At 69.1% G+C, this 12,726-nt stretch carries 13 protein-coding genes; 6 read left to right on the forward strand and 7 right to left on the reverse strand.

Annotated elements, in window-relative coordinates; all coding sequences use genetic code 11:
- Window positions 1-14 precede the first annotated feature (14 nt).
- Window positions 15-656 carry a TetR/AcrR family transcriptional regulator gene (locus tag ADK36_RS22645; protein ID WP_048582925.1) on the reverse strand — a complete coding sequence of 214 codons (642 nt, stop codon included), beginning with the start codon at window positions 654-656 and terminating at the stop codon, window positions 15-17.
- Between the two features lie 80 nt (window positions 657-736).
- On the opposite strand from ADK36_RS22645, the gene ADK36_RS22650 reads away from it, so the two are divergent.
- From ADK36_RS22650 to ADK36_RS22660, 3 genes are read left to right on the forward strand one after another with little or no spacing between them, the layout of a single operon-like run.
- Window positions 737-1,519: an ABC transporter ATP-binding protein gene (locus ADK36_RS22650; protein WP_053198766.1), complete on the forward strand. Its 783-nt coding sequence runs from the start codon at window positions 737-739 to the stop codon at window positions 1,517-1,519.
- Window positions 1,520-1,529: 10 nt separating this feature from the next.
- Window positions 1,530-2,279: an ABC transporter permease gene (locus ADK36_RS22655; protein ID WP_048582927.1), complete on the forward strand. Its 750-nt coding sequence runs from the start codon at window positions 1,530-1,532 to the stop codon at window positions 2,277-2,279.
- 13 nt (window positions 2,280-2,292) lie between these two features.
- A complete protein-coding gene (locus tag ADK36_RS22660; RefSeq protein ID WP_048582928.1) occupies window positions 2,293-2,865 on the forward strand; it encodes a cob(I)yrinic acid a,c-diamide adenosyltransferase in 573 nt (190 codons plus the stop codon).
- Between the two features lie 124 nt (window positions 2,866-2,989).
- Here the strand turns inward: ADK36_RS22660 and ADK36_RS22665 are convergent, their stop codons facing one another.
- Window positions 2,990-3,577, reverse strand: a complete 588-nt coding sequence (locus ADK36_RS22665) for a hypothetical protein (protein ID WP_048582929.1) — start codon at window positions 3,575-3,577, stop codon at window positions 2,990-2,992.
- A 161-nt stretch (window positions 3,578-3,738) separates the two neighbouring features.
- On the opposite strand from ADK36_RS22665, the gene ADK36_RS22670 reads away from it, so the two are divergent.
- The 3 genes from ADK36_RS22670 (at window position 3,739) to ADK36_RS22680 (ending at window position 7,514) form a co-directional block, all read left to right on the forward strand.
- On the forward strand, window positions 3,739-4,926 hold the full coding sequence (locus ADK36_RS22670; protein ID WP_053198768.1) for a sensor histidine kinase: 1,188 nt from the start codon (window positions 3,739-3,741) through the stop codon (window positions 4,924-4,926).
- The gene (locus ADK36_RS22675) at window positions 4,923-5,564 is read left to right on the forward strand and encodes a response regulator (protein ID WP_053198769.1); all 642 of its coding nucleotides are present in this window, start codon (window positions 4,923-4,925) and stop codon (window positions 5,562-5,564) included. Before ADK36_RS22670 ends, ADK36_RS22675 begins: the two co-directional genes overlap by 4 nt.
- 126 nt (window positions 5,565-5,690) lie before the next feature.
- Window positions 5,691-7,514, forward strand: a complete 1,824-nt coding sequence (locus ADK36_RS22680) for a glycoside hydrolase family 18 chitinase (protein WP_053198771.1) — start codon at window positions 5,691-5,693, stop codon at window positions 7,512-7,514.
- Window positions 7,515-7,540: 26 nt separating this feature from the next.
- On the opposite strand, the gene ADK36_RS22685 is transcribed toward ADK36_RS22680, so the two are convergent.
- The 5 genes from ADK36_RS22685 to atpA all read right to left on the reverse strand — a co-directional run bounded on the left by ADK36_RS22685 (window position 7,541) and on the right by atpA (window position 12,638).
- A complete protein-coding gene (locus ADK36_RS22685; RefSeq protein ID WP_048582933.1) occupies window positions 7,541-7,987 on the reverse strand; it encodes a DUF2550 domain-containing protein in 447 nt (148 codons plus the stop codon).
- 162 nt (window positions 7,988-8,149) lie between these two features.
- The gene (locus ADK36_RS22690) at window positions 8,150-8,524 is read right to left on the reverse strand and encodes a F0F1 ATP synthase subunit epsilon (protein WP_030049636.1); all 375 of its coding nucleotides are present in this window, start codon (window positions 8,522-8,524) and stop codon (window positions 8,150-8,152) included.
- Window positions 8,525-8,655: 131 nt separating this feature from the next.
- Window positions 8,656-10,092: a F0F1 ATP synthase subunit beta gene (atpD, locus tag ADK36_RS22695; protein WP_048582934.1), complete on the reverse strand. Its 1,437-nt coding sequence runs from the start codon at window positions 10,090-10,092 to the stop codon at window positions 8,656-8,658.
- A complete protein-coding gene (locus ADK36_RS22700; RefSeq protein WP_048582935.1) occupies window positions 10,092-11,009 on the reverse strand; it encodes a F0F1 ATP synthase subunit gamma in 918 nt (305 codons plus the stop codon). The genes atpD and ADK36_RS22700 overlap by 1 nt, the downstream gene beginning before the upstream one ends.
- A 21-nt stretch (window positions 11,010-11,030) precedes the next feature.
- On the reverse strand, window positions 11,031-12,638 hold the full coding sequence (atpA, locus tag ADK36_RS22705; protein WP_048582936.1) for a F0F1 ATP synthase subunit alpha: 1,608 nt from the start codon (window positions 12,636-12,638) through the stop codon (window positions 11,031-11,033).
- Window positions 12,639-12,726: the final 88 nt, after the last annotated feature.

The following is a 12,726-nucleotide window of genomic DNA, read 5'->3' on the forward strand; positions in this document are numbered from 1 at the left end:
CACACCGGCACGGGTCATTCCACGCCTCGGACGGCGTAGTTGAGCACCTTCTCGCTCAACAGCTCCTCGATGTCGTCGAGAAGTACGAGCATCTCGCGTGACACTTCGCCCGGATTGCGCCCCTTGAGCATCTCGCGGCCGACGGCGACGAAAACCGTCTGATGGATCCAGGCGATCTGACCGGCGATCAGGCCCGGAAGCGGGTCGCCGGCACACGCGCCCGCCTCCTCGCGCAGGGTCGCTTCGAGGTGGTCGTGGATCTCCTGCTGGAGGCTCCAGAGCCGGGAGCGCAGCGGCGGCGCCTCGTGGATGACGCGCATGAAACGGTCGTAGCCCTCCATGAGGCCGAGCCGGGGCGAGACCGCCTCCGCCTCGGCGCGCATCTCCCGCAGCACGGCCCGGGCGGCCGACTCCCCCTCGTCCCGGGCGCGCACCCAGCGGGAAAGCTGCTCGACGACGCCGGCGGAGCGGTCGAAGAAGAGGTCCTCCTTCGCCGGGAAGTAGTTGTAGACGGTGTTCACGGAGACGTCGGCGGCCTCCGCCACCTCCGCGATGGTCACGGTCACGAAGCCGCGCTCCAGGAACAGCCCGGTGGCGATGTCCGAGATCCGCTGCCTCGTCTCACGCTTCTTCCGCTCCCTGAGCCCCTCAGCCATGGTCCTCATCCTAGCTTCGCTGGGTCCGCTGAAATTTTGGAGCCATTGCAAAATTTAAGAGACTCTGTTTTTCTGGGGTCATGCCCATCATCAGTACGGCCGGACTGGCCCGTACCTTCCAGACCAAGCTCGGCCCCGTCGAGGCCGTGCGCGGCATCGACCTGACCGTCCGCGAGGGCGAGATCCTCGGCTTCCTGGGCCCGAACGGGGCCGGCAAGACGACGACCCTGCGGATGCTGACGACCCTGCTGGCGCCCACCGGCGGCGCGGCCACCGTGGCCGGCCGCGATCTCGCGAACGACCCGGCAGGGGTGCGGCGGGCGTGCGGATACGTGGCCCAGTCGGGCGGGGTCGATCCGCAGATCACCGTGCGGGAGGAACTGGTCACCCAGGGCCGCCTGTACCGCCTACCGAAAACCCAAGCGAACGAGCGCGCCGGGGAGTTGGCCCGGGACCTGGGCCTCACCGACCTCCTCGACCGCAAGGCCGGCACCCTCTCCGGCGGCCAGCGGCGGCGCCTCGACATCGCGATGGCGCTCACGCACCGCCCGCAGGTCCTGTTCCTCGACGAGCCGACGACGGGCCTCGACCCCGGCAGCCGGGCCGACCTGTGGGACCTGATCCGGCGCCTGCGCGACGAGCACGGCACCACGGTCTTCCTCACCACCCACTACCTCGACGAGGCCGACGCCCTCGCCGACCGTCTGGTCGTCGTCGACCGGGGCGTGGTCGTGGCGGAGGGCACCCCGAGCGCGCTGAAGCTGGAGTACGGCGGCTCGGTCGACGCCTCGCTCCAGGACACGTTCCTAGCCGTCACCGGCCGCAGTGCCGCGCCGGCCGACGCCGCCCCCGTAGCCGTATAGGACGCCTCTGATGCTGCTGCACGACACGGCCCTCATCTACGGCCGCTATCTCCGTCAGTCCCTGCGCTCCCGCTTCGCCCTGCTCTTCGGCGTGCTGATGCCGCTGCTCTATCTGCTCTTCTTCGGCCCGCTTCTCACCGACCTGCCGCTCGGCGGGCGCGGCAGCTCGTGGCAGGTGCTGGTGCCCGGACTGCTGCTCCAACTCGGCTTGTTCGGGGCGTCGTTCGCGGGCTTCTCGATCATCATCGAGCAGGGCCACGGGGTGGTGGAGCGCATGCGCGTGACGCCCGTCAGCCGCCTGGCGCTGCTGCTGGGCCGGGTGCTGCGCGACGCCACCGTGTTCGTCTTCCAGGCGGTGCTGCTGGTACTGGCCGCGCTGGTGATGGGGCTGCGGGCGCCCCTGCCCGGCGTCCTGATCGGCTTCGCGTTCGTCGCGCTGCTGACGGTGTCGCTGGCCTCTCTGTCGTACGCGCTCGCGATGAAGGTGCGCACCCCGCAGGAGTTCGGCCCGGCGATCAACGCCATGACGATGCCGATGATGCTGCTGTCGGGCCTGATGCTGCCGATGACACTGGGGCCCGCGTGGCTGGACGTCCTCTCCCACTTCGTGCCGTTCCGCTATCTGGTGGACGCGGTGCGGGACGCGTACGTCGGCTCGTACGCGACGGCGCACATGCTGTACGGCGGCCTGGTCGCGCTCGCCTTCACCGCACTGGCCGTGACAGTCGGCACACGCGTGTTCCGAACCGCCGGAGCGTAACTACGCTGGCCACATGGTCAATCTGACGCGCATCTACACCAGGACCGGCGACCAGGGCACCACCGCCCTCGGCGACATGAGCCGGGTCGCCAAGACCGATCTGCGGATCTCGGCGTACGCCGACGCCAACGAGGCGAACGCGGTGATCGGCACGGCGATCGCGCTGGGCGGGCTGGAGGAGGAGATCGTCAAGGTCCTCACCCGGGTGCAGAACGACCTGTTCGACGTGGGTGCGGACCTGTCGACGCCGGTGGTGGAGAACCCGGAGTTCCCGCCGCTGCGGGTCGAGCAGTTCTACATCGACAAGCTGGAGGCGGACTGCGACCACTTCAACGAGCAGCTGGAGAAGCTGCGGTCGTTCATCCTGCCGGGGGGTACACCGGGTGCGGCCCTGCTGCACCAGGCCTGCACGGTCGTCCGCCGGGCGGAGCGCTCGACGTGGGCTGCGCTGGAGGTGCACGGCGAGGTGATGAACCCGCTGACGGCGACGTACCTCAACCGCCTGTCCGACCTGCTCTTCATCCTGGCGAGGACGGCGAACAAGGCGGTCGGGGACGTGCTGTGGGTGCCGGGCGGGGAACGCTAGCCGCTCCGCGGGAGTGCTGGTGCCGCGAATCGGGCGGCTGTCGTCCGCAGGTGCGTCGTGGCTGGTCGCGCACAAGCGGCGGAGCCGCAAAGCCACGCAGCCCCCACCGCTTTCGTCGCCGGGCTCATGACCGGACATGCTCCTTGTCAGCCGTGAGCCGGGACTCCTCCTCGGCGCCGGCGGGGGCCTTCTTCGGCCAGATCCAGTACCCCAGGGCGATCAGGCCGTAGATGCCGACCGTGCGGATCGCCACCCACTGGAAGGCCCGCAGGGAGCTGACGTCCCCCGAGTCGCCCACGTACCAGACCGCGAGTTGGAGCAGCCCGAGGGCCACCGCTCCCCCGACCACTGCCCGTAGCCACAGCTTCGCCTCGTGCCGGGCGCGGGCGCGGCCGTAGCGGGGCGGCTTCCGCGGGGGCGGGGCGCCGCCCAGGCGGTGGGCGGCGTGGCCGTCGAGCCAGCGGATCGTGTAGTGGCCGAAGGCGACGGTGTAGCCGATGTAGAGCGCCGCCACGCCGTGCTCCCAGCTCGGCTCGGCGCCGTTCTTCAGGTCGATCGCCGTCGCGACGAACAGGACCAGCTCCAGCACCGGCTCGCACAGCAGCAGCACCACGCTGGTACGGCGCCACTTCAGCAGGTAGCGGACGGCGAGGCCCAGGGCCAGCAGCACCCAGAAGCCCACTTCGCAGGCGATGATCAACGCGACGATCACGGCACGCTCCTCACAGCGGAATCGGTCACCCCTCCAGGCTCCCGTCGGGATGCGCCGCTTTCGTCGTCGGCGCTGACGAACTCGCGGTACATCGAAAGATGCAGTCCAGGACCCTCCCCCGGAATCAGGCGTCGGCCACGGCCACCGTGTTGGATGGAGTCATGGCCCTCCCCCGCCCGCACCGTTTCGACGTGTACATCGCCATCGGCGGGCTGCTCGGCGGCCTGCTGCTGGTGGGCATCGGCCTGGCCACGCGGACCGCCAGGGACCCGATCACGCTCTTCGACGGCCCCTGGCCGATCCTGGTGCCGCTCACCGTGATGGCCGGCTGCGAGCTGCTGCGCCGGGCGGCCCCCCGCTCGGCCCTGCTGATCGGTACGCCCGCGATCTGCGCGGACGTCTTCACCCAGGGCAGCCTGGCCACGGTCCTGATGTTCACCGACCTCGTCTACGCGGCCGTGCTCTACGGCCCGCTCGCCTCGGCCCGCCGGATCCAGTGGATCACCGGCCTGCTCACGGTGGCCGGAACGCTGGTGCCGTTCGCGGTGTGGCGCGTCCCGGAGGCGCTGCTGATCGGCGTGGTCGTCGGTGTCGTGGCGTACGCGCCCGCCTCCACCGGCTGGATCGTCCGCAACCACCGGGATGCCGCCGAGGCCGCCCGGCTGCGCGCCGAACAGACCGCGCTGCTGGCCGAGATGGACCGCACGCAGGCCATCACCTCGGAACGCGCCCGCATGGCACGCGAGTTGCACGACATGGTCGCCAACCACCTCTCCGCCATCGCCATCCACTCCACGGCCGCGCTCTCCCTCGACGACCCGAAGACCTCCCAGGAGGCCCTCGCGGTCATCCGTGAGAACAGCGTCGAAGGGCTTGCCGAGATGCGCCGGCTCATCGGCATCCTGCGTGACTCCAGCGGCGACACCGAGCCGGTCGCCGCACCCACGCTCGACGGCCTCGACGCGCTGGTCGAAGGCGCCCGCACCAACGGCCTCGACGTCCACCTCGACGCGGAACCCCGCGGCGTCCCCACCCCGGTCGAACTCGCCGCCTACCGCATCGTCCAGGAGGCCCTGACCAACGCCCTCAAGCACGCCTCCCCCGGCCGGGTCACGGTCGCGCTCGCTCAGCGCGGGGGCTGCCTCACCGTCACCGTGACCAGCCCGTTCGGCGACCGTGACGGGCCGCGCGCGCCCGGCTCCGGCGCCGGGCTGGTCGGGATGCGGGAGCGGGTCGAGCTGCTGGGCGGCGCGTTCGAGGCCGGTCCCGCCGGCGACCCGGACTCTGCGGACGGCAAGATCTGGGTGGTACGCGCCACGCTGCCGCTGACCGAAGGAGACCACGCATGATCCGTGTCCTCGTCGCCGAGGACCAGTCCGCCGTCCGCGCCGGGCTCGTCCTCATCCTGCGCAGCGCGCCCGACATCGAGGTGGTCGGCGAGGCGGCGGACGGCGAGCAGGCGGTGGCCATAGCACGCGAACTGCGGCCGGACCTGGTGCTGATGGACGTACAGATGCCTCGCCTGGACGGGGTGTCGGCGACGCGGCAGGTGGTCGCGGAGCGGCTGGCCGACGTCCTCGTACTCACCACCTTCGACCTCGACGAGTACGTGTTCGGGGCACTGCGCGCCGGGGCGTCCGGCTTCCTGCTCAAGAACACCGAGGCCAAGGACCTGCTGGCGGCGGTGCGCACGGTGGCGCGCGGCGAGGGCCTCATCGCCCCGGCCGTCACCCGGCGCCTGATCGCCGAGTTCGCCGCGAAGCCCGTACGGGAGCCGACGGCCGACCCGTCCGTGCTGGACAGTCTCACGCGCCGCGAACGCGAGGTGCTGTCGTGCCTCGGCGAGGGCCTGTCCAACGCCGACATCGCGGCCCGGCTCGACATGGCCGAGGCGACGGTGAAGACCCACGTCAGCCGTCTGCTGGGGAAGCTCGAACTGCGCAGCCGGGTGCAAGCGGCCGTACTGGCGCAGGAGTTGGGGATCTAGGGTCCGGGGCCTGCCGTATACGAGAGTGGTCCAGACCTATTGACCCGTGGTCCAGACCTTTCTATTCTCGCGGCACCGTGGGCGTGAAGGCTCAGTCACGCCCCCAACTCCCCGAGGAGGCGCAGCATGCGCTTCAGACACAGAGCCATGGCGGGGTTCGCGACCCTGCTGCTCCCGCTGGCGGGCCTGGTCGGCCTCGCGAGCCCGGCCGAAGCCGCGACATCCGCCACCGCCACCTACGCCAAGACCCAGGACTGGGGCTCCGGCTTCGAGGGCAAGTGGACGGTGAAGAACACCGGCACGACCTCCCTCAGCTCCTGGACGGTCGAGTGGGACTTTCCCTCCGGTACGTCCGTCACCTCCGCCTGGGACGCCGACGTCACCTCCTCCGGCACCCACTGGACCGCCAAGAACAAGTCCTGGAACGGCACCCTGGCCCCCGGCGTCTCCGTCAGCTTCGGCTTCAACGGCGCCGGCTCCGGCTCGCCCTCCAACTGCAAGCTGAACGGCGGCAGTTGCGACGGCGGGACCATCCCAGGGGACACGGCTCCCTCCGCCCCCGGCACCCCCACCGCCTCCGACATCACCAACACGTCGGTGAAACTGTCCTGGAGCGCCGCCACCGACGACAAGGGCGTCAAGAACTACGACGTCCTGCGCGACGGCGCCAAGGTCGCCACCGTGACGACCACGTCGTACAGCGACAGCGGGCTGACGGCCGGCACCGACTACTCCTACAGCGTCCAGGCCCGCGACACCGCCGACCAGACCGGCCCGGTCAGCGGCGCCCGCGCGGTGCGCACCACCGGCGGCACCACCGACCCGCCGCCCACCGGCGACAAGGTCAAGCTCGGCTACTTCACCGAGTGGGGCGTCTACGGCCGCAACTACCACGTCAAGAACCTGGTGACCTCGGGCTCCGCCTCGAAGATCACGCACATCAACTACGCGTTCGGCAACGTCAAGAACGGTCAGTGCACCGTCGACGACACCTACGCCGCCTACGACAAGGCCTACACCGCCGACCAGTCCGTCAGCGGCACCGCCGACACCTGGGACCAGCCGCTGCGCGGCAACTTCAACCAGCTGCGCCAGCTGAAGGCCAAGTACCCGCACATCAAGGTGCTGTACTCGTTCGGCGGCTGGACCTACTCCGGCGGCTTCGGCCAGGCCGCGCAGAACGCGGCCGCGTTCGCCAAGTCCTGCAAGGCCGTGGTCGAGGACCCGCGCTGGGCCGACGTCTTCGACGGCATCGACATCGACTGGGAGTACCCGAACGCCTGCGGCCTGACCTGCGACACCTCCGGCCCCGCGGCCTTCAGGAACCTGATGTCCGCGCTGCGCACGGAATTCGGCTCGAACTACCTGGTCACCGCGGCCATCACCGCCGACGGCTCCTCCGGCGGCAAGATCGACGCGGCCGACTACGGCGGCGCCGCCCAGCACCTCGACTGGTACAACGTGATGACGTACGACTACTTCGGCGCCTTCGACGCGGACGGCCCGACCGCCCCGCACTCACCGCTCACCTCGTACGCGGGCATCCCGCAGGCGGGCTTCAACTCCGCCGACGCCATCGCCAAGCTCAAGTCCAAGGGCGTGCCGTCCAAGAAGCTCCTGCTCGGTATCGGCTTCTACGGCCGCGGCTGGACCGGCGTCACCCAGTCCGCCCCGGGCGGCTCGGCGACCGGCGCGGCTCCCGGCACCTACGAGGCGGGCATCGAGGACTACAAGGTCCTGAAGAACTCCTGCCCGGCGAGCGGCACCATCGCCGGCACGGCGTACGCCCACTGCGGCAACAACTGGTGGTCCTACGACACCCCGTCGACCATCGCCGGGAAGATGACCTGGGCCAAGAACCAGGGTCTGGGCGGCGCGTTCTTCTGGGAGTTCAGCGGTGACACCGGCAACGGTGAGCTGGTGACCGCCATCAACAACGGGCTCAACTAGCGGACGTACCCAGCGACACAGACGTACTAGGCCACATTGACGCGCTGACCGGGCGGGGCTGCCTCAAGCCACGCGAGGAAACCGGTCAGCGCGTCTTCGCTCATGGCGAGTTCGAGGCGCGTGCCCCGGTGCAGACAGGTGAGGATCACCGCGTCGGAGAGCAGCGCCAGCTCCTCCTCGCCGTCGGGAACCCGGCGGCCGACCACCTCGATGGCGGAGCGTTCCAGGATGCGGCGCGGGCGGTAGGCGTAGGAGAAGACGCGGTACCACTCGATGCGGTCGCCGTTGTAGCGGGCGACGCCGTAGCTCCAGCCCTTGCCGTTGGGGTCGGGTTTCTCCGGCAGGTCCCAGCGCAGGGAACAGTCGAAGGTGCCGCCCGAGCGCTGGATGAGTCTGCGGCGCAGGCCGAAGACGAACAATCCCAGCACCACGAGGGCGACGACGATTCCGCACACAGTCAGAGCGAGGACCATCGGCACCGACCTCCTCGTCTCCTAGGTAACGGAACGGAAAAAACTTCCATATCTGCCTCAGCCGCGACCGGCACCGGATTGCTCCGGTCCCAGCCGCGGCTGAGTGACGTCATCGCGTGCGCTCCCCCAGAGCCTAAAGGGCTCGGGAGGTGACCTTGGGGGTCAGCGCGCCGTCGCCGCCCGCAGGCGGACCTCCGCGCGGCGCTCGGCGGACGCGTCGTCGTCCCCCTTCGCGCGCTCGAGTGCCCGCTCCGCGCGCTGGACATCGATCTCGTCCGAAAGCTCGGCGATCTCGGCCAGCAGCGACAGCTTGTCGTCCGCGAAGGAGATGAAACCGCCGTGCACCGCGGCGATGACGGTTCCACCTTCACTCGTACGGATGGTCACCGGGCCCGATTCCAGCACACCGAGCAGCGGCTGGTGACCGGGCATGACGCCGATGTCGCCGGACGTGGTGCGCGCGACGACCAGGGTGGCCTGGCCCGACCAGACCTCACGGTCGGCGGCGACCAGCGCGACGTGCAGCTCAGCAGCCAAGGTGGCTCCTCGGGTCACCACCCGGCGGTTCTGCCGGGTGTTGGTTACAAGTCTAGTAGGCGTGAGAGAGGGGGCGGGACGAACCCCCGCCCCCTCCGTCAAGAGCTCAATGGCTCAAGAGCACCGGTGCGTCAGGAGACGCCCAGTTCCTTCGCGTTCTTCTTGAGGTCCTCAAGACCACCGCACATGAAGAACGCCTGCTCCGGGAAGTGGTCGAACTCACCGTCGCAGATCGCGTTGAACGCGGTGATCGACTCGTCCAGCGGCACGTCGGAGCCGTCCACACCGGTGAACTGCTTGGCGACGTGGGTGTTCTGGGACAGGAAGCGCTCGACGCGGCGGGCACGCTGGACGACCAGCTTGTCCTCCTCGCTGAGCTCGTCGATACCGAGGATCGCGATGATGTCCTGGAGGTCCTTGTACTTCTGCAGGATCCCCTTGACACGCATGGCGGTGTTGTAGTGGTCCGCCGTGATGTAGCGCGGGTCCAGGATGCGGGACGTGGAGTCCAGCGGGTCGATCGCCGGGTAGATGCCCTTCTCGGAGATCGGACGGGACAGCACCGTCGTCGCGTCGAGGTGGGCGAACGTGGTGGCCGGGGCCGGGTCGGTCAGGTCGTCCGCGGGGACGTAGATCGCCTGCATCGAGGTGATCGAGTGACCACGGGTCGAGGTGATGCGCTCCTGGAGGAGACCCATCTCGTCGGCCAGGTTCGGCTGGTAGCCCACCGCGGAGGGCATACGGCCGAGCAGGGTCGACACCTCGGAACCGGCCTGCGTGAAGCGGAAGATGTTGTCGATGAAGAACAGCACGTCCTGCTTCTGGACGTCACGGAAGTACTCGGCCATGGTCAGGCCGGCCAGCGCGACGCGCAGACGGGTGCCCGGGGGCTCGTCCATCTGACCGAAGACCAGCGCGGTCTTGTCGATGACGCCCGACTCGCTCATCTCGTCGATGAGGTCGTTGCCCTCACGGGTGCGCTCACCGACACCGGCGAACACCGACACACCGTCGTGGTTGTTGGCGACGCGGTAGATCATCTCCTGGATGAGCACCGTCTTGCCGACGCCGGCGCCGCCGAACAGACCGATCTTTCCACCCTTGACGTACGGGGTGAGCAGGTCGATGCACTTGACGCCGGTCTCGAACATCTCGGTCTTCGACTCGAGCTCGTCGAAGTTCGGGGCCTTGCGGTGGATGGACCAGCGCTCGCCGTCGTAGGTCTCGTCGACGTTCAGCACCTCACCGAGGGTGTTGAACACCTTGCCCTTGGTGAAGTCGCCGACCGGGACGGTGATGCCCGTGCCCGTGTCGGTGACGGCGGCCTGGCGGACCAGACCGTCGGTGGGCTGCATGGAGATGGTGCGGACCAGGCCGTCACCCAGGTGCTGGGCGACCTCCAGGGTCAGCGTCTTCTTCTCGCCCGCCTTCGCCGGGTCGGCGACCTCGACGTGGAGGGCGTTGTAGATCTCCGGCATCGCGTCGACGGGGAACTCCACGTCGACGACCGGGCCGATGACCCGGGCGACGCGGCCCGTGGCCGTCGCGGTCTCAACAGTGGTGGTCATTAGCGGTCACTCCCCGCGGTCGCGTCGGCCAGGGCTGCGGAGCCACCGACGATCTCGCTGATTTCCTGGGTGATTTCGGCCTGGCGGGCCGCGTTCGCAAGCCGGGACAGCGTCTCGATGAGCTCTCCGGCGTTGTCGGTGGCCGACTTCATCGCGCGCCGCGTGGCGGCGTGCTTCGAAGCGGCCGACTGGAGGAGCGCGTTGTAGATACGGCTCTCCACATAGCGCGGCAGAAGCGCGTCGAGGACGTCCTCCGCCGAGGGCTCGAAGTCGTACAGCGGGAGGATCTCGCCCTTCGGCGCGGCCTCCTGCGCGACCTCTTCGAGGCTGAGCGGCAGCAGACGCGCATCCAGTGCCTGCTGGGTCATCATCGAGACGAACTCGGTGTAGACGATGTGGAGCTCGTCCACGCCGCCCTCAGCCGTCTCCGTCTCGATCGCCTCGATCAGCGGAGCCGCGACCTTCTTGGCGTCCGCGTACGTGGGCTCGTCGGTGAAGCCGCTCCACGACTCCGCGATCTTGCGCTCACGGAAGTTGTAGTGCGCCACACCACGGCGGCCGACGATGTAGACGTCGACCTCCTTGCCCTCGCGCTCCAGGCGCTCGGTCAGCTGCTCCGCCGCCTTGATGGCGTTGGAGTTGAAGGCGCCGGCCAGACCACGGTCGCTCGTGAGGAGCAGCACCGCGGACCGCGTGACCGTCTCGGCCTGCGTGGTCAGCGGGTGCTTGGTGTTCGAGCCGGTGCCGACCGCCGTGACCGCGCGGGTGAGCTCGGTCGCGTACGGCGTGGAGGCCGCCACCTTGCGCTGCGCCTTGACGACGCGCGAGGCGGCGATCATCTCCATCGCCTTCGTGATCTTCTTGGTCGCGGTGACGGATCGGATGCGACGCTTGTAGACCCGGAGCTGAGCTCCCATGAGTCAGGTCCCTTCCTTACGTCACTTGGAGGCGGTGGTCGCCTTCGGGCCGACCGCCGCGTCCTCGCCGAGCAGCTTGCCGTCCGAGGTCTCGAACTGCTTCTTGAACTCGACGATGGCGTCGGCGACGGCGGTGAGCGTGTCGTCCGACATCTTGCCGCCCTCCTTGATGGAGGTCATGAGGCCCTGCTCCTTGCGGTGCAGGTACTCCAGGAGCTCCTTCTCGAAGCGGCGGATGTCGACGACCGGCACCTCGTCCATCTTGCCGGTGGTACCGGCCCACACGGAGACGACCTGGTCCTCGGTGGACATCGGCTCGTACTGGGCCTGCTTCAGCAGCTCGACCATGCGCTGACCGCGCTCCAGCTGCGCCTTCGACGCGGCGTCCAGGTCGGAACCGAAGGCGGCGAACGCCTCCAGCTCACGGAACTGGGCGAGGTCGACGCGCAGACGGCCGGAAACCTGCTTCATCGCCTTGTGCTGCGCGGAACCACCGACTCGGGAGACGGAGATACCGACGTTCAGCGCGGGGCGCTGACCGGCGTTGAACAGGTCCGACTCCAGGAAGCACTGGCCGTCGGTGATGGAGATGACGTTGGTCGGGATGAACGCCGAGACGTCGTTGGCCTTGGTCTCGACGATCGGCAGACCGGTCATCGAGCCGGCGCCCATGTCGTCGGAGAGCTTCGCGCAGCGCTCCAGCAGACGGGAGTGCAGGTAGAAGACGTCACCCGGGTAGGCCTCACGGCCCGGCGGGCGGCGCAGCAGCAGGGACACGGCGCGGTAGGCGTCGGCCTGCTTCGAGAGGTCGTCGAAGATGATGAGGACGTGCTTGCCCTCGTACATCCACTGCTGACCGATGGCCGAACCGGTGTACGGCGCCAGGTACTTGAAGCCGGCCGGGTCGGACGCCGGGGCGGCGACGATGGTCGTGTACTCCAGCGCGCCGTTCTCCTCCAGCGCGCGGCGGACCGACGCGATCGTCGAGCCCTTCTGGCCGATGGCGACGTAGATGCAGCGGACCTGCTTGTTCGGGTCGCCGGTGCGCCAGTTGTCGCGCTGGTTGATGATCGTGTCGACGGCCAGGGCGGTCTTGCCGGTCTGACGGTCACCGATGATCAGCTGACGCTGGCCACGGCCGATCGGGGTCATCGCGTCGACGGCCTTGTAGCCGGTCTCCATCGGCTCGTGCACCGACTTGCGCTGCATGACCGTGGGGGCCTGCAGCTCAAGGGCACGACGCCCGCTGGTCTCGATCTCGCCGAGGCCGTCGATCGGGTTGCCGAGCGGGTCGACGACGCGGCCGAGGTAGCCCTCGCCGACGGCCACGGAGAGGACCTCACCGGTACGGGAGACCGGCTGACCCTCCTCGATGCCGCTGAACTCACCGAGGACGATGGCGCCGATCTCGCGCTCTTCCAGGTTGAGCGCGAGGCCGAGGGTGCCGTCCTCGAACTTCAGCAGTTCGTTGGCCATGGCCGAGGGCAGGCCCTCGACCTTCGCGATGCCGTCGCCGGCAAGGGTGACCGTACCGACCTCCTCGCGCGAGGCCGCGTCCGGCTTGTACGACTGGACGAAGTTCTCCAGCGCGTCCCGGATCTCCTCCGGCCGGATCGTGAGCTCCGCCATCTGGGTTCCCTGCTCTCCTTGTTGGGCCCGAAGTTTCACTTTGGGGGTCTGGGGGCGACCCCCAGGATTCTTCTGCACGGCCCAACCA

Source organism: Streptomyces viridochromogenes (assembly GCF_001270495.1).
In the GTDB taxonomy this organism is placed as follows: Bacteria; Actinomycetota; Actinomycetes; order Streptomycetales; family Streptomycetaceae; genus Streptomyces; species Streptomyces viridochromogenes_A.

Excerpts from the sequence above, each read along its gene's own strand:
- ADK36_RS22645 (WP_048582925.1), bottom strand. The coding sequence starts at position 656 with ATGGCTGAGGGGCTCAGGGAGCGGAAGAAGCGTGAGACGAGGCAGCGG.
- ADK36_RS22650 (WP_053198766.1), top strand. The coding sequence starts at position 737 with ATGCCCATCATCAGTACGGCCGGACTGGCCCGTACCTTCCAGACCAAG.
- ADK36_RS22655 (WP_048582927.1), top strand. The coding sequence starts at position 1,530 with ATGCTGCTGCACGACACGGCCCTCATCTACGGCCGCTATCTCCGTCAG.
- ADK36_RS22660 (WP_048582928.1), top strand. The coding sequence starts at position 2,293 with ATGGTCAATCTGACGCGCATCTACACCAGGACCGGCGACCAGGGCACC.
- ADK36_RS22670 (WP_053198768.1), top strand. The coding sequence starts at position 3,739 with ATGGCCCTCCCCCGCCCGCACCGTTTCGACGTGTACATCGCCATCGGC.
- ADK36_RS22675 (WP_053198769.1), top strand. The coding sequence starts at position 4,923 with ATGATCCGTGTCCTCGTCGCCGAGGACCAGTCCGCCGTCCGCGCCGGG.
- ADK36_RS22680 (WP_053198771.1), top strand. The coding sequence starts at position 5,691 with ATGCGCTTCAGACACAGAGCCATGGCGGGGTTCGCGACCCTGCTGCTC.
- ADK36_RS22685 (WP_048582933.1), bottom strand. The coding sequence starts at position 7,987 with ATGGTCCTCGCTCTGACTGTGTGCGGAATCGTCGTCGCCCTCGTGGTG.
- atpD (WP_048582934.1), bottom strand. The coding sequence starts at position 10,092 with ATGACCACCACTGTTGAGACCGCGACGGCCACGGGCCGCGTCGCCCGG.
- ADK36_RS22700 (WP_048582935.1), bottom strand. The coding sequence starts at position 11,009 with ATGGGAGCTCAGCTCCGGGTCTACAAGCGTCGCATCCGATCCGTCACC.
- atpA (WP_048582936.1), bottom strand. The coding sequence starts at position 12,638 with ATGGCGGAGCTCACGATCCGGCCGGAGGAGATCCGGGACGCGCTGGAG.